The following is a 23,134-nucleotide window of genomic DNA, read 5'->3' as shown; positions in this document are numbered from 1 at the left end:
TTATACAGTAAACACATGATTTTGTATAATACAAGCATAAACAAACACAAAAAGTATCGTATTTAGCTAAAACGTATGTCTTATTTATTATATAATAGAATTGGAAAGATAAAAAAGGAGGACATGATGAGTATATTAAATGAAACATACACGTTACATAATGGGGTACAGATTCCCAAAGTTGGATTTGGTACATGGCAAATCAAAGAAGGTGACGATGCCTATAACGCTGTTTTAGATGCTTTAGATGTAGGATACCGTCACATTGATACCGCCGAAGGCTATGGTAATGAAAAAAGTGTGGGACGCGCCATCAAAGATTCTGGTATCCCACGTGATGAGATTTTTGTCACATCTAAATTAGAGTCCCATATTAAAGATTATGAGGGCGCTAAAAAAGCGTTTGAAAAAACACTGGATAACTTAGGCCTTGATTATATTGATTTATTCATTATCCATGCCCCTTGGCCATGGAGTGAGATGGGTAAAGATTGTAGCGCAGGCAATGTACAAGCGTATAAGGCGCTTGAAGAGGCCTATAAAGCAAAGAAAGCCAAAGCGATAGGTGTCTCAAACTTTGAACCAGAACACCTACAAAATATTATCGACAATAATGATATTGTCCCCCATGTGAATCAAATTGGGTATTTCATTGGATTAGACCAATCAAAAACGATTGATTTCTGTGATCAACACGAAATCTTTATTGAAGCATACTCACCACTTGGTATTGGGTACTTACTCGATAATGATGACATCAAAAAAATCGCAAAGAAATATGACAAAACCGTCGCACAAATTTGTATTCGGTACTTACTACAAAAAGGCGTCGCACCCTTACCAAAAAGTACCCATAAACATCGAATGGTAGAAAACAGCCAACTAGACTTTGAGATCACGTCTGAAGACATGGATTTCTTAGATACGATTCAAGGCGATCCAAGACGATGGGATGACATTGATTAATGTCATTCAAAAAGGGCAACTATGTTGCCCTTTTTATTATGCTTCATTAAAGCATCCCATCCGGATAATTTGACGTTAATGTCCTTTTGTAAATACAAAAGATAACGTTGGGTCATTTCTTATAGAGTGTCTTTTTTATCATCATTTACAGTATTTCACATTGATATGTTTTTTTATTGTCTATTCATAGAAATGTTTGGTAAAATAAGTATTAGGAGAGGATAATTATGAAATCATTTTTAACAGAATTTAAAGCGTTTATAACCAAAGGCAATGTGTTAGATTTAGCGGTTGCGGTCGTGATTGGGACTGCGTTTACAGGGATTGTCAATAGTTTAGTGAAAGATGTCATCATGCCTGTCATTAGTTTGGCGACTGGCCAAGAAGGTTTTCACAACTACAAGTATGTTATTACTGAAGCGAACCCTGATTTAGGGATTGCGGAAAATGCGATTTATTATGGGACGTTTATTCAAAACATTCTTGACTTTTTCATTATCGCGTTTGTCGTCTTTTTAGTGGTGACGTTTATTAATCATACACGGACATTATATAATCGTTTAGAAGACAACTTATCTGACAATAAAGGTAAAGTTGAAAATACCTTAGTTGACATTAAAAATCTATTACGGGAGAATTTAAAAGACCAGGGTTAATCGTTTTGTATAAAGGGGGATCATCATGATACGGCTAAAACATACCTTTAGACTCTTACATGAACAAGTGAACACACTCATATTGTTTGAAACCCTCTATCGCCTGATTGGTCTCGCGATCATTTTTCCGATGGCTAGACAGTTATTTTATTTTTCTATTACCCTATATGGCAACGCCTATATTACGAACGCAGACTTAATGGATTATTTACTCAGTCCAGGGACATTACTCTTGAGTTTACTTCTTGGCATCATGATTGGGTTATACTTACTTTATGAAGTGATTGTCTTAAGTTTTATCTTCCATGAAAGTGAATATGGCAAACACCATAAACTCTATTCCTATTTATTAGCAGGACTGAAAAAGTTGCGTCAAGTCTTAAAACAGTATCACATTAAGATTCTTTTATCGGTGTCTTTATTTGTTTTTACGATAGAACTTGTTCATATATCAGGGATTGCTTCAACGGTGACATTACCAAACTTAATTCAAGAACGCCTCGGAGATATGCCCTATTTTGATCTACTCTTTGTGATTTTTGTAATATGTGTTGTTGTCATGTTTTTCCATACGTTATTTTATGAATTGCTTGTTGTAACAGACAACACGCACACACACTCCCCATTTTTGGGGAGTATCAAACTGTTTTATAAAACCCCTTTAACAACCATCAGAGATTTTATCATGATCAATGCGCTCATGAATGGCTTTTTATATATACTCTATATGATTGTGGTCGGGATTGTCGCTTTGATTGTTTCTTTCATCTATTCAGAATTGGCCATCTTTGGGATCATGCTTAGTGGACTTTATACCATTTATGTAGTGATTGGGTTCATCGCAACACTTCTATTGATGCCAATAAATTATGCGTTCATTCATGCGGTATATTTTGAATTAAAAGAAACGAAAGACATCAGTTTAGCAAAATCTTTATTACCCTATGAATTCGCGAGTCCTTGGCATTTAAGTCGTAATGTAAAACGCCTTTTCATTGGCGCGTTGGCGCTTTTACTCGCCTTTAATATATATTTAGTGAGAGATTCGGTCATAAACTACAATGTCCCCGTCCAATTATTTAATCGTCCGCGGATAATTGCCCATAGAGGCAGTTCTTTAGATGCACCGGAAAATACTATTGCCGCTATTGAACAAGCGATTGACGACGGCGCAGACGCCATTGAGATTGATGTGAGGTTCACCAAAGACAATGTGCCTATCTTAATGCATGATGCCACTTTAGGACGAACCACCGATGATCCCTCTAACCGTTTTGTAGAATACTTACGGTATGATGAGATTGATCATTTAGATGCGGGCAGTTGGTTTTCTGATGAATTCGCTGGTGAACCAATTCCAACACTCGCCCAAGTCTTAACCTTAACCAGAGGCCGGATTAATGTGTATATTGAATTAAAGGCGAGCGTTGAGAACACCCCTGAGATTTTGACAGATATTATTCGTGACACACGGACAGAGCATCAAGTTAAAATCTTATCCTTTAATGGCTTACTCTTAGAAGAGATTAAGACCGTAAATAATGATATCGATACGGTCCAATTAATCAGTACTTTTTTAGGCAATATCGATGTCCTTGCGAATAATGAGATGATTGATTACTACGGGCTTAGCTATCGTTTGATAGAAGGTAATGTTTCTGTCATAAAAACACTCAAGCAACATGGTAAGGGCATTTTTGTATATACCGTTAATGATGAAACAAAACTTGAAAAGATGAACACCTTAGGTGTCGATGGGATTATTACAGACAGACCGCGTTACGTTAGAGAATTGGTCTACAAAGACTTAACCAATGATACTTTAGATCAGATTCTAAAGATACTCTTTAAACGGAATGAATAAGACAATGACAGATTAGATTCGACAATCTAATCTGTCATTTTTATACGTTTCTATTCTATTTTATTTTTGCTTCTCATTAGTCAACAATACAGTCATCACATTGACTAAATACTTGATCGAAGAAGCGACTGATTTCTCCATCATAAGTGGCTTCTAAGATGACACTACCGTATTCACTGAAATCATAAGTCATGTCTCCCATAACAACGATGTCGCCATTCACCGTAAAATTCTCTGACAGAGTTTCGACGCTCTGCCACACACTTTGAAAATCACTATAACTGACCTCATCAAAGGTCACGCCTGATAAAGGCGTTTCATAAGTAGCACGACTGATTTCTCCATTCATATCTTTGGTAAAATATTGACTATAATAAGGTGATCTGATGGCAACAGATATCCCGATTGGGTTTGAGAATGTGAGATTCGCATCATTTTTATAAAGATCTCCATAAGAGACATAGTCCCACCCATCAAGGTATAATAAATTATAGGCAATGTTATTGTTATTGCCGGCTAAATATTCATTCGTTACTCTATCATAAATACGACGTCTTGAGACAACAAACACACCATCTTTATAGGTTAATAAAATATCATTATCAAACCGATTATCAGTAAAATCTAAATAAAAATATTCATCACTTTGATCAACACGGATATACCGTTTATTATTATCGGTACGTTGACTATAATGATACGTTGTATAAGAGCCATTTTCTTCAATTGATGTATAATTAATACTGGCTGTATCTCGCAAATAATTATACGTTGTAAATATACTTCCTTCTTCACCCCGGTGATAATCAATAACACTCAGACGGTTACTTAAAATGACATCATCAAGTGCATTATCAAACTGATATGATTGAAAAGAAGTGAGTGTGTTATCATCATAGGTCATCAGATACACTTCACGTTTAGACAGTTCATCTTCATCATATAGCTGATAATCAACATATAAGGTATTTTCATTGATAAAGACAGTGATGTCACCATTAAATGGTGTCATTTCTTTTGTCTCACCGTATTGTTCACAACACGTAATTTGTTCATATTCCTGTATGACACGACCACTATGGCCGAGTACGATGTTATCTGTATTAATTAATGAAAGAACTGAAAAAATATCATTATATAAGCTGCTTTCAATACTATAGGTTTTATCAAATGTTGCTTCTTGATAGACATCTTCAGGATATAACCGATTTTGATAAGTCTCAACAAATTCTTCACTAAGTGTTCTAAATTGGGTTGTGTCGTAATAGCTCATAATTACGTTTAGATCATTTATAACTTCATCTAAATCAGTTAACGTTTTTGTATAGTCAGGGGTAAAATCAAAAAAGGTCTCATAATCTGTATAACACATGCCATCTTGATATGTATCTGGGCACACGCCACTTAAATCAACATCAAACTCAGCATCTAAGTCCTTATACGTAAGGGTTAATGCTAACCCGGTGTCTTTAACTCTTTGATCAATAATCTCATGATCCTCATTGAGTGATAACGTGACTTCAGTAAACTGACTGCCCATATTGACATCTTCTGCATGATAGGTTTTAGTCTCTTCATCATAGGTAAATGCGTCAAATGGATAGTGTAAGTAACCGTAATAGGTATGTCTACTATCAGATTTTTCCCAAGTAGAAGAGGGGTCATCATACACATAGGTATCAAACGGTGTATTGATTTTTGTTATATGGTCTTCTTCTAATGTCCCCCATATACAAAAATCATCACATTGAATAAGATAGTCCTCGGTTTTATCATTGATGGATATTTCCACCAAGACAGTATTCATTGACTGTAGTTCATCTAAGATGTCCTCAGACGATATAGGGAACAACCTAGCACACCCACAAGGATTAATCCCATTAACATCGTTATCATGAGCACAAATATTTTTTTCATATATATCCTCCCAAAATTTAATATATACGTGGTGCACTCACCACAATAAAAAGAAGCGATTCCGCTACAGGAATCGCTTATATATATTCTATGTATTAAGCTTATCTCCATAACTTCTTATGATGTATTATATCATGAAAATCATGTTTTTCACAGAAAGGTTTTTATGAGAGGTTTCTTAATAATTTTACCCTCCAAAAGAGGGAAAAACAAACTGTGTATTACCATTCAAGACCCGCAAAGGATATAATTGTATCATCTTCTAATAATGCTTTTAAGGTGGTCTTTTCTTTTATATGAAAACCATCTTTAGTCTCAATGAGATATTGTGTTTGAACCGGTTTTTGATTAATTGTATATCCTAAATCCGTTGCGCTCACATTAAATGGTATATGATTCTGTAGCTGCAGTAAATCATAGACAACAGCACTCCCTGTTGGGTACCGTCCTGCGCCAAGGCCTATAAAAGTTTGGAACTTATGATGTTTGCCTTTAATGGTAATGGCATTCTCTTCATAGTTAATCATCCCTAATGGATCAGTTAGTTCCATAATGACTGGTTCAAGTGATATTGTGATATCCCCATCTTTCAATGATGAAAAGGCAGTATACTTTATGGTTTTTCCTTGTTCTTTGACATAATCAATCATCTTTTTAGAGATCATTGATAAAGGCACTAAGTTAATATCTTTTTCATCGATTAACTGACCATATGACATCATTGATAAGATATTGATTTTACGCATTAAATCAAGCCCATCCATGTCATCTGTAGAGCCTGTTTCAATATAGCCTAGTGATAACGCTTCTGCGTAGGCATCTTCATAAGTATAATCTTCTAAAAAGATTTTTGAAAGAATAAAGTTTGTTGATCCATTAATAATACCAGAGATTTCTGTGACAGGATTGACATTACGTAATTGACTTAATGGGTTTAAAATAATAATCCCACCACCAACACTGGCTTCATATCGCAAGGATACTTGTTGGCGTTTAGCAATTTGATGTAACTCATCAAAGTAATCACTGATGACAGCTTTGTTAGCTGTGACGACATGTTTGCCTTTTTGTAAAGATTGTTTAATAAAGTCATAGGCTGACGTTTTACCCCCAATTAACTCTATCACGACATCAACATCTCTATCATTTACAATTTCATCGATGTTTTTAGCTCGTTTTGTATCAAGATCTTTTATCAAGTCTTCATTTCTATCTAACACATAGGATATGTTAATATCTGGATGTAACTCCGTTAAGATATCATAGACACCTTTACCAACAACACCTAAACCTAATAATGCAACATTCATAGTATTCCTCCTCAGAGAATATGTTAGTAACATTATACAATTATTTGGTAAAAAAAACTAGTAAAGAGTGTATCATAATCAAGAAATTTAAACCTCTTTAACAATTAACCTATTCTCCAACAATAGCTTATGCAATAAATTATTACCATGATCAGGATTGGCCATAGTCTTACCATATTCTTTTAAAAGTTTTATTGTTCTCTCTATTAACTTTGTTTTTATTTTTTTCTTTTTATCATAATTAGAATAAGCAAAAACCAACTTGATCTTACTCGTATAAATATCATATGTGTCAAAAATACTCTGGAAATATGAATAATCTTGCTCGTTTAAGGAGTGCCCATAAACAACAATGGTCTTAATTTTTGAGGGTAATCTGAACTTGCTTTCTCTTTCAAAATTATTAAACTTTCTAGCAGTTTTAGTAAAGAGGTATTTGGACTCACTTGGTTTAATGTATTGGCCTGTTTTTGAAATATCTTTTTCATCTATTCCAAAGATAACTTTATCGTCTATGGTCCCATGCACATTTGTAATGTTAGACAGTTTAGATTTACCAAGATTTCTTAAATTTATCAAAAAAGTGGGTTTTGTATAGTTAAAATTAATTATTGTATTTGCTGTTCTGGAATCTTGATAATTGCTAATTAGTCTTGTGAAAAGACCATCCGCTTTTATAGGATACATCTCATTAGATTCAACTTCTTTTCTAACGTAAGTAGCGAAATCAGCTTCTAGTAAGTTTAGTTGCTTTAAAAGCCATTGATTAAATGCTAGAGGTGTAAACGACATTTCCTTACTTTCAAACAAATATCCTAATAAACTTATTAAATAATTAAGTTTGTTCGATTCTTTATAATTTCTAATACTATTAATAGTCACTAAATTCTCACTTAGATATTTAGAGATAATCTCTTCAATATAACTCCATCCATCATTTCTTTTCAAAATATTTTCGTACATAAAAACTAGATCCCAGAATGTTATTACACTAAATATACTCTTATCATACTCATCAAAGTATTTTCTCAAATTAAATAATTCATTATTTTCCAGTATTTTATTTAATTTTTTAAATGCCATATCTTTATATCTATTTTCAAAAAAATCTTTATATGTAGTTTTCAACCCACATTGTAAATCAAAGCCGTTCCCTAAAACCACTATCATTTTAGTTCTTCCTTAAATTTCAAGAACAATCCAACACAAAGTAAAGAGAATGTTATTATTAACCAGATTAGATATATCTCAAATTTGAACGTTAATAAGTTTAAGGTTATAACAATAACTAATGTAGTAACTTCGATTAATGATGGAAGTCTAAGGCGAGGTTAAAACTACTAAAAAGATTAAAAGTTGCTTTAATTCTTATTATAACAATTTTTTCTATTTCTATAACAATGAATTTCCCTAGAATAATTAATGCCAAACTGATAATCATATTTGAATCAAAAATTATCTTAGTTGGAGAAAAATATTTATACGTTTTCATCAGAAAACAAAATACGGTAGTTAAAATTACTATATTAGTTAGATAATACTTTCCCAGAAAACTTTTATTTTTTTTGACTCTCTCCCAATCATGTTTTAGTAATTTCTCAAGGTTATCAATTATATCACTAATCTTCCCTTGACCTATAGAACGAAATGTATATAAATCACTATATGTAATTGCCTTTATACTATTTATTAACTCTTTATCTCTTATCGGATTTAACTTTGATGTTAATCCGTATTTTTTCTCCTCCAACAATACTCTTATATTTTTGCTTAATGAACAGCAATAATCAAAATTCGATATATCAGGTATTGTTTCACTTAATCTTGCTATATCAGAAATCCATTCTCGCACATATTTTCTCCACCCAGTTCTTTCTCCAGTAATATATTTGCTATTATTATTACTTGTTGCTACAACTACAGTAAAAACACCTGCAATAAAGGCTACAATAATATCAATTGAACTTTCCATTTATAACACCCTCTCATCATCATTCCCAATTATGACATATTTATCAAGTTAATAAAAGGCCATATACGACCCATTTGTCAGCGTCAACCGATGAATGAATTAAAATGAGTCACGTTAGCTTGGTAAAAAACTGTATGAATAAAGCAAGTTAAAAAGATTTAACATTATCTCCATCGATGATTCACCATATGTGTTTATGGTAATTTAAAATTAGGCACTATAGCAACTGAAAAGGTAGTGTCAAGAATTTTGTGTAAATAGAATCAACTCAATATGTAAGTCAAGAGATCTACTTATTATTAGCTATGATGCATCTCATTAAAGAGTTGTTCAATTTCGTATTGAGCTTTATTGAATCCTTTATGGATTCGGTTCTTAAATCGTTCATTGTAATCCATCGCATAGGTCACTAAGAAGCGTTCAAGTGAGTTGACATTTGGGAATTGCTCTTTACGCTTAGTAAATCGCTTAAGTTGTTTATTAAATGCTTCAATGAGATTTGCTGTATAAAGACTTGGTCTGATTACTTCTGGAAAGTGATTAAACGAGAAAAGACTCTCCTTTGATCGTATATGTCTACCCATTGTAGGATAAGTTTTCTTCCTATTACTGGAAAACTCCTCAAGTGCTTGTTTCACGTCTGCCTTAATCTTTGAACGATACACGCGTTTTAAGTCATCTAAGACAACCATTCGATCTTTTGTACGTACTTTATGGCTCATATTACGTGCGATATGTACCCAACACGATTGATACGCAGCTTTTGGATAAACTATTTCAATTGTTGTCTTAATTTTTTTAAGCCCATCTGTGACGCCACGTGACTTAAGATCTTCAAGTAATGTTTTTCCAGTTATACGCAGATTCAGTCAGGTGAATATTGTAGGCTAAGAGTTCTTTATAGCCTTCTATTGTAATACCTACTACGAGATAGATCGGATCACGCTCTACGGTATCCCTACGAATGGGTAAATCGGTCGCATCTAGGTAAACGACTGTGTAACGCTTATTTAGCGGTCTTTCATGATAGGCTTTCACATGGAATTCCATTACTTGTATTAAGTTTGATACAGTTTTTCTTGAATAGTGATGACCGTACATTTTAATTAAATCGCCGATATCACTTGTGGTCATGCCTTTACGGTATAAATGAATGACTGTAGATTCTAAGGTGTCGTCATGGCGTTGATATGGCTCTAACGTTTGGTTCTTGAACTCACTGTTACGATCACAAGGAATGTTAAGTGTCAACTCCCCAAGCTCACTCTTAATGGTATGTTCATAGGTTCGATTACGACTATTGCCTGTGTTAAATCCAGTGCGATCATACTTACCATCCTATAAAAAGCCACTTAATTCTGTTCTTAGAAGTTCATTAATAGCATTTTCAAGGTGAATGTTTATGGTAATTTAAAATTAGGCACTATAGCAATTGAAAAGTCATCACCTACATAATACAATATCCATATCAAATAAAAAGAGATATGGAAGAAAGAGAAGGTGATTACTTTGATTGAAAAGCACAATATAATAAGAATGTATTTAGAAGGAAACAACAAAAGTGAGATTGCAAGACAAATTCGTATAATTGGACACACGGTAAAGAAATACATTAGAGATTATGAATAGCAACTTCACAAGTTAGAAACAAGCAATGATATTGAGAAAATAGAATTTATTATCATCAGAGCACATGAAGCACCATAATATAGTTCCACTTATATATACAACTTAACCATAAGGCGATTCATTTGACATGAATCGCCTTAAACGTTTCCTTTTTTTATCACTTGAAATGCCTCAATTATAGAGTAAAACGAAATATATTTTATAAACTTCTAATTAATAATACACCCAATACCCGTTCTGAAGATTCTTATTTTCAGTGGTACCATCGGCATAATAATATATACCATTTGTTGTATTATCCCAATCTATCCAATCTGCCTCAAAGTAATCCCCATTCGGCCAATAATACGTACCAAATCCATTTGGTTCGTCGAACGAAAACTCTCCAATATAATAGTCTTCATCACTAAAGTAATAGGCACCATCTCCATGCATGTAGTAATCATACATCTCACCATAATACATATCCCTATTACTAAATGTAATAACTTCATACCAATAATAACCATAGGTGTAAGTCGTTGGGTTATATGTTAATTCAACAACACTACCATTTCGATGTACGGTAAAAGTAATATTATCGGTAGGTAAATTTTGGTAATAAATCTGGTGTTTAACTTCATACCAGAAGTTTACTAATGTATCATTAATCGCTAAAATAATATCACCATCTTGCATACCGGCAAGGCCAAAGATACCATCAGGATCTGGTGTATCGACATAAACACCATTAATAACCGTGTCGGGAATCGTGATTTCAGGGTAAAGTGATGGATTATTTCTGACATAGTTGACACTAATCATGGTTTCATACCAATTCCCTGCATGTTTATAAAATTCACCCGTTTCAATTACGCTAATGACATTACTTACGGCATTAGATGGTATTGAATATCCCATCGTATCCACATAGTCACCAACATATTTTCGGCTGTTAATGCCTATCACATTACCCTCTAAGTCAAATAGTGGTCCACCACTATTTCCTGGATTAATCGCCGCATCGTGTTGAATGAATAATTCTCCATAATAGGTATCGTCTAAATAAGATGGAAGTAACCGATTGGTTCCTGAAATAATTCCAAATGTCACTGAATTGTAATTTGCCAATCCTAACGGTGATCCCATCGCAAACACAAAATCACCAGGCATAAGTAAGTTGCTATCTCCTAAGGATGATGTTGTATAGGTATTTGTTGTCGTAAAGGTTAGTACTGCTAAATCGCTGTAATAATCATAGCCTACTAATGTTGCTGATTTTTCTGAATTATCATGAAGGTATACTTTAAAATTATCACCTGATTCAACAACATGATAGTTGGTTATGACATAATATGTATCTTCTATTTGCTTATAAATTACACCACTACCTAGCGCAACATATTCATCACTTTGATAGGTTTTTACACCCACAACCGAACTTGTTACTGTATCTATAGTGGTAGATAATTGTTCTTGCAAATCACTACTTTCTAAGTCTGATTCTAACTGCGTAACCCGATCTTCTAAGGCTGTGATACTTGACTCAATCCCAGATACATCAATAACATTATTTAAGTCAATTAAATCAGTCCATGTGTTATCACCAATGTATTGCCACTGAATGGTATTATCAGTTACTTGAAAGGTAACGTCTTTAGCATCTTCACCTGTCAATGTATCTAAGGCAATAAGATTTGTCCAGGTGTCATCACCAACATATTGCCATTGAATCGCTCCCTCGTCAACACGAAAAGACACTTCGCGACCATCTTTACCTGTCAGTGTTTTGAGGTCGACTAAATTCATCCAGGTATCATCACCTGTATGTTTCCACTGAATAAATCCTTCTGTTACTTGTAATTCTACATTCTTACCATCATTACCAGTTAATGTTTCTAAGGTTATGAGATTTGTCCAGGTGTCATCACCAACATATTGCCATTGAATCGCTCCCTCATCAACACGAAAAGACACTTCGCGACCATCTTTACCTGTCAATGTCGTGAGGTCGACTAAATTCATCCAAACGTCATCGCCAGTATGTTTCCACTGAATAAATCCTTCTGTTACTTGTAATTCTACATTCTTACCATCATTACCAGTTAATGTTTCTAAAGCAATAAGATTTCTCCAGGTTTTATTACCAATGTATTGCCATTGAATCATTCCCCCGTCAACCCGAAATGATACTTCACGACCATCTTCGCCGGTCAATGTCGTGAGGTCGACTAAATTCATCCAAACGTCATCGCCTGTATGTTTCCACTGAATAAACCCCTCTGTTACATGTAATTCTACATTCTTACCATCATTACCAGTTAATGTATCTAAGGCGATAAGATTTGTCCAAGTGTCATCACCAACGTACTGCCATTGAATATGGTCATTTGCGACTTGAAATACTACGGATTTTCCGTCACTTCCAGTCAGTGTCGTCAGTTTGACTAAATTTATCCAGCGATCATCGCCGACATATCGCCACTGAATCGCTCCATCATCTACACGTAAAGATACCTCTCGCCCATCTTCCCCTTGAGGTCCTTTAACTGTCTTAAGCCATTCTTCATAAGTCATATCTGAAGTGTCTGCTTCTAGAGCTATTTCATAAATGCTATAAATCTGGGTATTAATATTGTCATTGGATGCCGTGTCTTCACTACACCCCACTAATATCAATGCCAATAAAACGATAATGAATCCCTTAAATAATGTGCGCATACATTGCCTCCTATAATAATCTTTTATAAAAAAATAAGCACCTATCAGGTGCTTATTTATGTTATGTTGTATCTTCAAGTTATCCCCTACACCAATCACTTATATTATACGCATATTGACGATATCTTACAAGAAAATTCTATGATTGTATCACAAAGTTTTAGTTTCCGCTTTAGCTAAAAGTTTGTGATGCTATCAAATACACAGAAATTTAATTAAACCTGAAAATTACTTCTGCTCTTCTTCTAATTTATACCCTAAGTGTCCTTCTCTTAATAAATCATTCACTGTTTTAATGGGGTTAAAGGTTGTTAAAGGGACTTCAACAAAGACGGTATTCCAATGGTGCATCGCACCATTCCAAAGACCGGGATGTTCTAAGGCTTTTAAAGGTCTTCCTTTATAGGTCTTTTCACTTGTAAAATAACGGTTGTCATTCAGATAGTCTAATAAGTTATATTTATTCCCTTGATAGTCTTTAACAAAACAGACTAAGTCAACGGGATTAAAATACTTTGCTTTAGCAACAATGTGTTGGTGATTAGATAAATTGATTTCTTTCATTTCAACGATTTGTGGTGATAGGTAATCTCCATCATCTACGATGAATGGACCACCCCCAGGTTCCCCTTGATTTTTAACAACTCCACAGACACGTAACGGTCTATCTAAGAATTTAAGTGCTTGTGCTTTTGTTAGATCTTTTTTATAGGTAATATTTAATGTGCCTTGTAAGAACTGATTGATGTTTTCTAAATCATAATTACCATTTAATAAGTCAGTGATATACTGATGAATCTTCTTTTGAACATAAAGACCTGTGTTTAATAATGTCTTTTTAGCATCTATGGTGTCTTGTAAGAACGTATGGTGACACACATTATCAATATTCTTAATCATGATGATATCAGCGTCTAGCTGATTTAAGTTATGAATTAATGCACCATGTCCCCCAGGACGGTACAGTGGTGTACCATCGTCTTTTAAAAATGGTGTATTGTTCATATCAACAGCAAGTGTATCAGTCTCTGGCTCTTGAAATGAGTAAGTAATATCCATATCTTTCGTATCTATTTCTTTAAGCTTTTGTTTAAATAACTTTTCATGTTCTTTAGAAATAGTGAAATGGAGTTCAGGCGTATTGTCTAAGTTAAGTTCTAATGTTTCATTGATATGTTCTTCAATAGGCGTAACGGTAAGATGATTATACTTATGAATATCAATTAATGCTTTGGGTGTATGACAATAAGTATCTAGTACTTTCTTAATCGCATCCTTAATAGGTAATCCCTCTAAGGCTAATGTATTATAAAAACTAAACTTATCTAGATTCTTACTATAGGTTTTAATAAAGTCAGTCTCAATCTCATCGTCTAAATAAGTATAAAGTGATTGAAACATGCGCGTGGCTGCGCCACTTGCTGGGATGAATTTTTTTATCATTAGATTATCGTTTATTTCTTCTGAATACTTAACCTTATGGAAAAGTTCATTTTTCAAGGCGCTTTCAATCGTTACATATTGTGTACCTTGAATAAATTTATTAAAAACTGTATCCATAAATCAGCCTCCTGTTTAAAAATAACTCTTATGAAACTCATAATAGCATTTAAATTGACTTGCTTTATAGATCAACGAATAACATCCTACACTTTGGACTGCCTATTTATGAGTTTTTTCTGTTAAATAAAACACTATTTAACATCTTATCCGTGGGAAATATTAAGTTGATTCCATCAAAATTCTAAATCATCTCGACTCCATGCCCCGACCCTTCACTTTGAACTGTCGGTCATTATGAACCCAATGTACGTGGCTATGAAATGTCTCAACTAAGATGTGGAACATGATTCCCAAAAACTTAATCGTTCTATCTAAAGGGTCAGGGGTCTCTTAACCCTTCACATTGGACTGTCAATTTATTAAAGAAAAATAGGTCATTTTTTTAACCCAATTTTTGTGTTTTGCAATCAGTTGATTGCATCTTAACTAAGACAAAATCATACTTTTCGCGATTTGTCAAGGCGCTAAAAGCGATAAAATTTGCCCAGAGTCTTTACTTTGAACTGTCAGTTGTTATGGAAAGTCACCACTTTAAAAATAGCTATAAACTGTTTTTTTCAAAATTCCAAGCATCTCTAACCATATCTTCTAGAGTTAATTTCGCTTCCCATTGAAGTTCTTTTTTCGCCTTAGATACATCGGCATAAACTACAGCAAGATCACCAGGTCTTCTTCCAACCACTTTGAATGGCACTTTTAAAGCATTTATTTTTTCAAAAGCATGTACCATCTCTAAAACACTGATACCTTTTCCAGTACCAAGATTATATATATTTACTCCTGATTTCATATGTTCCATAGCAGCAACATGAGCTTTTGCCAAATCAACAACGTGAATATAATCTCTCACACCAGTACCATCTTCTGTATCATAATCATTTCCAAAAATGCTTAATTCTTTCAATTCACCTTTCGCAACTTTAGTTATATAGGGCACCAAATTATTAGGAGTACCATTTGAATTTTCACCAATTAAACCTGAATTGTGAGCCCCAACAGGATTAAAGTATCTCAACAAAGTAACATTTAGTCCTGGATTTGCAATAGCAGTATCAATTAGAATTCTTTCAGACATTGCTTTTGTCTCACCATAAGGATTAGTTGTTTTTTTCGGATCAAGTGTTTCAAATAGAGGTGATTGTTGATCACCATATACAGTAGCGCTAGAACTAAATATAAAGTGTTCTACACCATATTTAATAGCAAGTTCAGACAAGATTATTGTCCCCAATAGATTGTTTTTATAATAAGTTAGTGGTTTTTGGACAGATTCACCTACAGCCTTAAAGCCAGCAAAATGCATTATTGTATCAAATTTATACTTCATAAATAAACTCTCAATCAGATAATAATCTGTTACATCATATTTGTAAAAATCATATTTCTGAGAAGATATTTGTTGAATTATTTTTAAAACATCTATTTTTGAATTAGCTAAGTTATCAACAATAATTACTTGATTTTTCGTACTATCTAATTCAAGAATAGTATGAGAACCAATATATCCTAATCCTCCTGTAACTAAAATATTCAAAGTATCACCTCCAATAAAAATAATTAAATTATTTTATCTTTCCAAACGTTTTTTTTAACATAATCTGTATAGCTAATAATTATTTTGACTACTTTATCAGAAACGTTATCTAAAGTATAATCATCTACATCATGAACTGGTTTCATATTTGAATCTAATATGCTTATACCTTGTAACACTCTTTCTTTCATAACCCCAACCATCATCACTGCGCCTTCTTCCATAGCTTCAGGACGCTCATGAGTCTCGCGAATATTCAATGCTTTAAATTTAAGTATTGATGATTCTTCACTAATTGTTCCTGAATCACTTAAAACAACTTTAGCAGATAATTGAAGTCTGTTGTAATCAATAAAGCCAAGAGGTTTTAGAGTTCTAATGAGAGGGTGAAAAACTACTTGTTTCTCTCCTATCATATTCCTTGTTCTTGGATGCGTAGAAAGTATTATAGGTAACTTGTAATCTTCAGCTAGAGTATTTAATGTTTCAACTAAGCAAGAAAAATTTTCGGAACTAATGTTTTCTTCTCTATGTGCGGATATAACAAAATAATTATTTTCTTCTAACTTAAGTTTGTCTAAAATTTTCGATTGCTTAATTGCTTCTATGTTATTATGTAAAACTTCAAATATTGGACTTCCAGTTTTGATCACTCTATCAGCTGTTAAACCTTCTTTAAGTAAATATTCCCTAGCTATGCTACTATAAGGTAGATTTATATCAGCTATATGGTCAACAATTTTTCTGTTCGTTTCTTCTGGAACTCTCTGGTCATAACATCTGTTTCCTGCTTCCATATGAAAAATCGGTATACGTCTTCTTTTTGCCGCTATGGAGGCTAAGCAACTGTTGGTATCTCCAAGTATTAGAAAAGCATCTGGCTGAATTTTTTCTAGGATTGGGTCAATTTTAATCAGGATATTTCCAATCGTCTCAATTGCATTTCCTGTTGCTGCATTTAAAAAATAGTCAGGTTTATTCAATCCTAAATCTTTAAAAAAGATTTCATTCAATTCATAATCATAGTTTTGGCCAGTATGGATGAGTACATGTTCAATTGCATCTAAACTATTTAACTTATTTATCACAGCTGATAATCTAATAATTTCCGGTCTTGTTCCAACTACTGTAATTACTTTGATTTTTTTCATATCACACCTCTAAATATAATGTATCTGGATTATCTGGATCAAATTTCTCGTTTGCCCACATTATGGTAACCATTTCTGTGTCACCTATATTTTTAATATTATGTGTGTACCCTGGAGGGATATCTACTACTTGTAATTTTTCACCACTTACATAGTACTTTACAATTTCATATTCATCTATTTTCCTAAAACTAATCAAACCTGTACCTTTTACTACAAGAAATTTTTCATTTTTAGTATTATGCCAATGATTTCCTTTTGTGACACCAGGTTTTGAAATATTTACAGAGACTTGGCCACTATCTGCTGTTCTAATAAATTCTGTGAATGATCCTCGATGGTCTGAATTCATTTTTAAATCATACAAAAAATCGTTCTTTGGTAAATAACTTAAGTAATTAGAATATAGTTTCTTAACAAAAGAATCTTTCGTGTTTGGGATTTCAAGATTCTGACGAGAATCTCTGAATGAATACAATAACTTTGCAATTTCACCAAGTTTGATTGAGTAAACTGGTTCGATATAACAATAATCACCTTTTCTATTTTCTTTTCCATTCAAAGCTAAGACAAGCTCTCTAATTACATCATCTATGTAAACTAGATTCATCAAGGCATTTGGATCGTTGACTTCAATGGGGAGATTATTTGCAATATTATGGGAAAAAGTAGCTACAGCACTATTGTAATTTGGTCTACACCATTTTCCAAAAACATTAGGTAGGCGATACACTAAAACTTTTGCTCCAGTATTTTTGCCGTATTCTAATATTAAATCTTCTCCAGCTTTTTTGCTTTTACCGTATGGATTATCAAGTTTTGCCTGAATTGATGATGAAATCATTATAGGACATTTATTATTATGCTTTTGAAGTAAATCTAATAATTCATTAGTAAACCCAAAATTTCCTTTCATAAAATCTTCATCCTTTTCAGGCCTATTTATACCAGCTAAGTGAAAAATAAAGTCACATGACTCAGTGTACTTAATAAGTTCATTTTGAGAGGATTCTATATCGTACTGCAGTATTTCAATATTCTTTTGATTAGCTAAAGTTTGAAAAAGATTCTTGCCAATAAAACCTTTTGCTCCTGTAATTAATACTTTCAATTAATCCACCATCCTAAATAAATTCAATTTAAGTAACAGTTTCTTCATTCCCTCTACATCTAGTTTCTCCGTATTGTGAGAGTGATATGATTCAAAATGTTGAATTTTTTGGTCACCTTTATCTATATATTGATCATAATTTAGACTCCTATTATCTACGGGTATTTTGAAGAATTCGCCTAAATCTACCGCTTTTGCCATTTCTTCTTGTGTAACTAACACTTCAAATAGTTTTTCGCCATGTCTTGTTCCAATACAATTAGGTGGTATATCACATTTTTCTAGTTCAAGGATTGCTTTAGATAAAGTATCAATTGTAGCAGAAGGTGCCTTTTGAACAAAAAGATCACCTTGTTCTCCATTTTCAAAAGCATATATCACCAAGTCAACTGCATCATCCAAAGTCATCATGAATCGAGTCATATTTGGATTTGTGATTGTAATAGGTTTGTTTTCCTTTATTTGATTTAGGAATAGTGGAATAACAGAACCCCTAGAAGCCATTACGTTACCATACCTTGTTAAACATAATATTGTATCATTTATTGTTAATTGTCGTGATCTTGCTATAACATTTTTTTCCATTACAGCTTTAGTCATTCCCATGGCATTAATTGGATAAGCTGCCTTGTCTGTAGACAAAAATATCGCCTTTTTTACATTGTTTTTAACAGAAGCTGTAATTACATTATCACTACCTAGTATATTTGTTTTAACCGCTTCAATAGGATAAAATTCGCATGAAGGAACCTGTTTCAAAGCTGCAGCGTGAAACACATAGTCAACTCCTATAAAAGCCCCTTCTATAGAAGAGTAATCCCTAACATCTCCTAAGTAGAATTTAAGCTTATCATTGTTAAATGTTTTTCTCATATCCTCTTGTTTTTTTTCGTCTCTAGATAATATACGTATCTCGCTTATTTCTGAATCTAAAAAACGCCTTGCAACAGCATTACCAAAAGATCCTGTACCGCCAGTAATGAGCAGTATTTTATTTTTTAAGTAACTATTATTCATTATGTACCTCCCTGTACTTTTTTACAAACTTATAAGCTCCAAACACAAACAAATTAACTGCTAAAGCAATTATCCCAAATGTAATCCCAATTAAAACTACATATGTTTGATTTGAAATATTAGCAACCATTTGCTTAGATATCGAAGAAAAACTTAAACTTATTATTGCAGATAGCAACATTACCAAATAAATTTTATACAGTTTTTCTTTCAATTTAATGCTTTTGTTTGATAACCAAAAATATAAAATTGTATGTGCAGAAAAAGTTATTCCATATGCCAATGAAGCTCCATAAATCCCATAACTTCTAATTAAAAAATATAATAAAACCACATAAATAGGTAAAATAAGTAATCCTAACTTTATATTAATTTTTGTGATGCCCTTCGACAGCAAATAGCTATATGGTATTTCTTGTAGAGCTAAACCGCATATTCCAATTAACAAGTATGGAGCGACTGAAATCGATGCTTCTGCAAAAGTTATATCTCCTGTCCACACATACATTATAGAGTACGAATAACTTGTGACAAAAACACTAAGAGTTATAGTTGCAACTGACACATATTTCCATATGTCAAGGTAATATTTTTCAAGCTTCTCATGCTTTTCTTGTGAAAATAGATTTGTAAATTCAGTAAGGACTGTTATTCCAACTGATGCTGCTATAATCCTTACTAGTGACCCCATAGTTTTAATTGAATTGTATATTCCAATCTCAGTCAAACTAATATATCGACTTAGAATAATCCTATCTATTTGTGTAAGTAATATGGACAACCCTGTAATAAACAATAATCCAACAGTGTATTTCCAAACGCTTGATAATAATTTAAGGTCTTTAATGTTCCATTTCATACTATCAGATTTCTTTATTCTTCTTACAAGGAATAATCTTAGGAAAAATGCATATAAAAGATCAATAATTATATACGCTAAATAAAATGAAATAGGATTTGGAAATCTTTGTATTACTAATATTGCCAGTATATTTTTGCCTATTGACCATAAAACATAATAAACATTTGCCCTTACCTGATTATTCAAACCTAAAATACATCCATGCCACAAATTACTTAATATAATAATAGATATAGATATAAACATTAAAGTAATTGATGTCGTTACAATTGAGACATTTAGTGACTCAAACACTAACCAATTTTTTGCAATGTAAGGTGAAATGAAAAAGCCGATAATCAGTATAACAATCAAAATAAATAGATATATAAATTCGACAGATTTTAGAAGTTTGAACTTATATTGTCTACTTGAGAGAGATTCATTCCCTGCTGCAAACTCTCTTCTTAAAGCACCAGACAATCCCATTCCCAGTAAATTCATAACCGCCAAAAACGTCGCAAATAATGTCACCAATCCGTATGCTTCAGAATCTAAATACCTCAAAAATAAAGGTAAAAAAATGAATGTTGATAGCATACTCCATAATCTGCTTGTCAAATTGGCAACTGTATTTAAAATCGTCTTCTTGCTTTTTATTAGTTCGCTCATGAACACACCTTGTCTCTATATTTATACATACAACAAAAGTTGATAAATAATATTGGAAATCGATATAGCAATAGTTATAGAAAACAGTACATATTTAAGTGCCGATCTTCTCGTGTGAAAAAAATAGTTATAAAGAATTGGCAATGACAAAACAATTATCACTTGAATAAATCTATGAAATGCAAGTTGCATCCAAAATGGAGTAGTTAACAAAAATACAATTAATGCTAATAAAAATCGACAATAATTAATATATTTATAAGAAATATTATTATTTTTTATTTTTTGTGTCGTAGTAACTCTTGTATAACCAATAATAACAATTAAAATCAATAGTATTATCATTAAGTATATAACTATCCTAATCCAACTTGTAAATAAAGCAGATGTTGTAGAGGTTGCAGCAATTTTGATCGCTAAATCTACTAAAAACGGTATTTGAGTTAATGTCAGGAGAGAAGATAATCCTTTAATTATAAACGGTGTAATAATTAAAAAACTATATTTCACAACATTGTTTTTTATCATAAAAATCAGCCTTATACCTAAAAAAGCAATTAAAGATGTGTGAATAAAAAAACTAACAAAATAGAGGAGCAAAACAATATACTTATTTTCTAACTTAAAAAAATCTAAGTATATTACTAGTGTTATAAAGAATATTCCCATTGAGAATCTTGTTATAGAAATAAACTCATAAATGTATAAGTTAGATATAAAAAATAAAAATATAAAAAAGATTCCTCTTGAACTTTTTTTGCCTTTACCCAAAATCAAAATAACAATCACAAAAGTTAAAAAATAGAGAACTATAGTCAGCCCGCCAAGCAAATTAATATCACCAGTTTTTGAAATTAAAAACATAATAGCACTAGATATTATTGTTGAACTCCATGTCGAATTACTATAAAATTCGTTGAAATTCTGAGTCATATATCTATTCATCTCGAAATAATATCGAAACAAGTCATCTGCTTCAATTGGTTGAAAATTGTAACCGTATATAACTACTCCAACCAAAAAAGGAAGCATAATTAATACTATTGTCTTTAAAGATATTTTTTTATTTTGGAATGATACTAGTGTAAAGAGAATAATTGATATTGCTATAAAAGCACTTGATATGATACTCATATTTTTCTCCTGTTCTGCACCAAATTATATAGATTGTCATATTTATCGTTTGTTACTTGAATAGAAAATTTTTCGTTAAATCTAATCAATGAGTTAGCAGAAAATATACTATACTGGTCAAGATTCATTAAAATGTATTCTAACTTGTCTTGAATTTTTTCACTATTTCTAGTAACTAAAAAGCCATTATAATTGTCTGTAATGATTTCAGATATTCCTCCTACATCTGTCGCAATAACTGGTATTCCTATGCTTTGACATTCAAGTATAGACATTGGTAGACCTTCACTAATAGATGGTAAAACTAGTAAATCAATACTAGGCACTAAATTCTCATAAGCATTTTCAATAATACCTAAGTACTTAAATTCGAACTCACCTTTTGAGGCTTCCAAAGCCCTTTGGACTTCATCGTTCACATTTCCAATTAAACGTCCTGCCATAATGAATTCAATTTTATTTTTAAGATCTGCTTTAAGTGAAGATATGGCATTGTATGTATATTTCCATCCTTTACTATCACTAACATCTCCAATGTGAGCTACAATTAACTTTGAATTTAGAATCTTTTTAATTTTCAAGGCTGCTATCCCATTATATATGGTATCAACTCTATTAAAGTTGCATAAGTTGTTATAAAAAGATGAAGTACTTTTACTAACTCCAATTACTTGTCCATTTTTTTTAAAAATACTAGAAATAATTCTTTTTGTTATCCATTTTGATATCTTTGTCCTAACGGTGTTATTATACCAACTTAACCCATGTATAGTACAAATTGAATTTTTAACATATCTTGAACAAAATATACCTACAGTGGCAACATTATGAAAATGAATAATATATGGAAAATCATCAGATATAATCTTATTTAACGTTCTTTTCGTTCTTAAACCAAATAATAAAGGTGGTAGTTTTAACCAATGTTTAATTTCAATTAATGTTACCAGAGAGCTAAATAACTTCAAGTGTGAATTACTTAAATTTGAATATAAAACATAAACTTTATTTCCACATTTGGTTTGAATGTTAGCCAGCTCTGAAACCAACTTTATTACTCCACCCGTATCTCTGACAATGTGAATTACAGTATTCAT

At 32.4% G+C, this 23,134-nt stretch carries 18 protein-coding genes and 1 pseudogene; 4 read left to right on the top strand and 15 right to left on the bottom strand.

Features of this window, described 5'->3' with window-relative positions; genetic code table 11:
* Window positions 1-126 precede the first annotated feature (126 nt).
* The 3 genes from UMR38_06580 to UMR38_06570 all read left to right on the top strand — a co-directional run bounded on the left by UMR38_06580 (window position 127) and on the right by UMR38_06570 (window position 3,486).
* Complete coding sequence (locus UMR38_06580; protein ID MEC9485524.1) at window positions 127-966, top strand: aldo/keto reductase; 840 nt, start codon at window positions 127-129, stop codon at window positions 964-966.
* Window positions 967-1,193: 227 nt separating this feature from the next.
* Window positions 1,194-1,622, top strand: coding sequence for a large conductance mechanosensitive channel protein MscL (gene mscL / locus UMR38_06575; GenBank protein MEC9485523.1), 429 nt, complete (start codon window positions 1,194-1,196; stop codon window positions 1,620-1,622).
* A gap of 25 nt (window positions 1,623-1,647) precedes the next feature.
* A complete protein-coding gene (locus tag UMR38_06570; protein MEC9485522.1) occupies window positions 1,648-3,486 on the top strand; it encodes a glycerophosphodiester phosphodiesterase family protein in 1,839 nt (612 codons plus the stop codon).
* A gap of 76 nt (window positions 3,487-3,562) precedes the next feature.
* On the opposite strand, the gene UMR38_06565 is transcribed toward UMR38_06570, so the two are convergent.
* The 6 genes and pseudogenes from UMR38_06565 to UMR38_06540 form a co-directional block, all read right to left on the bottom strand.
* Window positions 3,563-5,338 (bottom strand): hypothetical protein, encoded by a 1,776-nt coding sequence (locus tag UMR38_06565; GenBank protein ID MEC9485521.1) that lies wholly within the window; start codon window positions 5,336-5,338, stop codon window positions 3,563-3,565.
* Between the two features lie 286 nt (window positions 5,339-5,624).
* The gene (locus UMR38_06560) at window positions 5,625-6,713 is read right to left on the bottom strand and encodes a homoserine dehydrogenase (GenBank protein ID MEC9485520.1); all 1,089 of its coding nucleotides are present in this window, start codon (window positions 6,711-6,713) and stop codon (window positions 5,625-5,627) included.
* Between the two features lie 87 nt (window positions 6,714-6,800).
* On the bottom strand, window positions 6,801-7,883 hold the full coding sequence (locus UMR38_06555; protein ID MEC9485519.1) for an AbiH family protein: 1,083 nt from the start codon (window positions 7,881-7,883) through the stop codon (window positions 6,801-6,803).
* 136 nt (window positions 7,884-8,019) lie between these two features.
* A complete protein-coding gene (locus UMR38_06550) occupies window positions 8,020-8,685 on the bottom strand; it encodes a hypothetical protein (protein MEC9485518.1) in 666 nt (221 codons plus the stop codon).
* Window positions 8,686-8,984: 299 nt separating this feature from the next.
* Entirely contained in the window at window positions 8,985-9,479 is a 495-nt protein-coding gene (locus UMR38_06545) for a transposase (protein ID MEC9485517.1), read from the bottom strand.
* Between the two features lie 40 nt (window positions 9,480-9,519).
* Window positions 9,520-10,005 (bottom strand): annotated as a pseudogene (locus UMR38_06540) (transposase).
* A gap of 180 nt (window positions 10,006-10,185) precedes the next feature.
* Here UMR38_06540 and UMR38_06535 point away from each other — a divergent pair.
* Window positions 10,186-10,314 carry a DUF1670 domain-containing protein gene (locus UMR38_06535; GenBank protein ID MEC9485516.1) on the top strand — a complete coding sequence of 43 codons (129 nt, stop codon included), beginning with the start codon at window positions 10,186-10,188 and terminating at the stop codon, window positions 10,312-10,314.
* Between the two features lie 213 nt (window positions 10,315-10,527).
* On the opposite strand, the gene UMR38_06530 is transcribed toward UMR38_06535, so the two are convergent.
* From UMR38_06530 to UMR38_06490, 9 genes are all read right to left on the bottom strand, one after another.
* Window positions 10,528-13,014 carry a trypsin-like peptidase domain-containing protein gene (locus UMR38_06530; GenBank protein ID MEC9485515.1) on the bottom strand — a complete coding sequence of 829 codons (2,487 nt, stop codon included), beginning with the start codon at window positions 13,012-13,014 and terminating at the stop codon, window positions 10,528-10,530.
* Window positions 13,015-13,242: 228 nt separating this feature from the next.
* On the bottom strand, window positions 13,243-14,574 hold the full coding sequence (locus UMR38_06525) for a DUF4301 family protein (GenBank protein MEC9485514.1): 1,332 nt from the start codon (window positions 14,572-14,574) through the stop codon (window positions 13,243-13,245).
* A 544-nt stretch (window positions 14,575-15,118) separates the two neighbouring features.
* On the bottom strand, window positions 15,119-16,111 hold the full coding sequence (galE, locus tag UMR38_06520) for a UDP-glucose 4-epimerase GalE (protein MEC9485513.1): 993 nt from the start codon (window positions 16,109-16,111) through the stop codon (window positions 15,119-15,121).
* A 23-nt stretch (window positions 16,112-16,134) separates the two neighbouring features.
* Window positions 16,135-17,262 (bottom strand): UDP-N-acetylglucosamine 2-epimerase (non-hydrolyzing), encoded by a 1,128-nt coding sequence (wecB, locus tag UMR38_06515; protein ID MEC9485512.1) that lies wholly within the window; start codon window positions 17,260-17,262, stop codon window positions 16,135-16,137.
* A 1-nt stretch (window position 17,263) separates the two neighbouring features.
* Window positions 17,264-18,373 carry a capsular polysaccharide biosynthesis protein CapF gene (locus tag UMR38_06510; GenBank protein MEC9485511.1) on the bottom strand — a complete coding sequence of 370 codons (1,110 nt, stop codon included), beginning with the start codon at window positions 18,371-18,373 and terminating at the stop codon, window positions 17,264-17,266.
* Window positions 18,374-19,390 carry a polysaccharide biosynthesis protein gene (locus tag UMR38_06505; protein ID MEC9485510.1) on the bottom strand — a complete coding sequence of 339 codons (1,017 nt, stop codon included), beginning with the start codon at window positions 19,388-19,390 and terminating at the stop codon, window positions 18,374-18,376.
* Window positions 19,383-20,903, bottom strand: coding sequence for an oligosaccharide flippase family protein (locus UMR38_06500; protein MEC9485509.1), 1,521 nt, complete (start codon window positions 20,901-20,903; stop codon window positions 19,383-19,385). The genes UMR38_06505 and UMR38_06500 overlap by 8 nt, the downstream gene beginning before the upstream one ends.
* Window positions 20,904-20,924: 21 nt before the next feature.
* The gene (locus UMR38_06495) at window positions 20,925-22,037 is read right to left on the bottom strand and encodes a hypothetical protein (protein MEC9485508.1); all 1,113 of its coding nucleotides are present in this window, start codon (window positions 22,035-22,037) and stop codon (window positions 20,925-20,927) included.
* Window positions 22,034-23,134, bottom strand: coding sequence for a glycosyltransferase family 4 protein (locus UMR38_06490; protein MEC9485507.1), 1,101 nt, complete (start codon window positions 23,132-23,134; stop codon window positions 22,034-22,036). The genes UMR38_06495 and UMR38_06490 overlap by 4 nt, the downstream gene beginning before the upstream one ends.

It is taken from the genome of Candidatus Izemoplasma sp. (assembly GCA_036172455.1).
Taxonomy (GTDB): domain Bacteria; phylum Bacillota_I; class Bacilli_A; order Izemoplasmatales; family Izemoplasmataceae; genus JAIPGF01.
The sequence above is the reverse complement of the archived record's forward strand: the minus strand, read 5'-3'. Positions and strand labels throughout refer to the sequence as shown.

Excerpts from the sequence above, each read along its gene's own strand:
- UMR38_06530 (MEC9485515.1), bottom strand. The coding sequence starts at position 13,014 with ATGCGCACATTATTTAAGGGATTCATTATCGTTTTATTGGCATTGATA.
- UMR38_06570 (MEC9485522.1), top strand. The coding sequence starts at position 1,648 with ATGATACGGCTAAAACATACCTTTAGACTCTTACATGAACAAGTGAAC.
- UMR38_06500 (MEC9485509.1), bottom strand. The coding sequence starts at position 20,903 with ATGAGCGAACTAATAAAAAGCAAGAAGACGATTTTAAATACAGTTGCC.
- UMR38_06555 (MEC9485519.1), bottom strand. The coding sequence starts at position 7,883 with ATGATAGTGGTTTTAGGGAACGGCTTTGATTTACAATGTGGGTTGAAA.
- UMR38_06560 (MEC9485520.1), bottom strand. The coding sequence starts at position 6,713 with ATGAATGTTGCATTATTAGGTTTAGGTGTTGTTGGTAAAGGTGTCTAT.
- UMR38_06580 (MEC9485524.1), top strand. The coding sequence starts at position 127 with ATGAGTATATTAAATGAAACATACACGTTACATAATGGGGTACAGATT.
- mscL (MEC9485523.1), top strand. The coding sequence starts at position 1,194 with ATGAAATCATTTTTAACAGAATTTAAAGCGTTTATAACCAAAGGCAAT.
- UMR38_06495 (MEC9485508.1), bottom strand. The coding sequence starts at position 22,037 with ATGAGTATCATATCAAGTGCTTTTATAGCAATATCAATTATTCTCTTT.
- UMR38_06490 (MEC9485507.1), bottom strand. The coding sequence starts at position 23,134 with ATGAATACTGTAATTCACATTGTCAGAGATACGGGTGGAGTAATAAAG.
- UMR38_06525 (MEC9485514.1), bottom strand. The coding sequence starts at position 14,574 with ATGGATACAGTTTTTAATAAATTTATTCAAGGTACACAATATGTAACG.
- UMR38_06505 (MEC9485510.1), bottom strand. The coding sequence starts at position 19,390 with ATGAATAATAGTTACTTAAAAAATAAAATACTGCTCATTACTGGCGGT.
- UMR38_06550 (MEC9485518.1), bottom strand. The coding sequence starts at position 8,685 with ATGGAAAGTTCAATTGATATTATTGTAGCCTTTATTGCAGGTGTTTTT.
- wecB (MEC9485512.1), bottom strand. The coding sequence starts at position 17,262 with ATGAAAAAAATCAAAGTAATTACAGTAGTTGGAACAAGACCGGAAATT.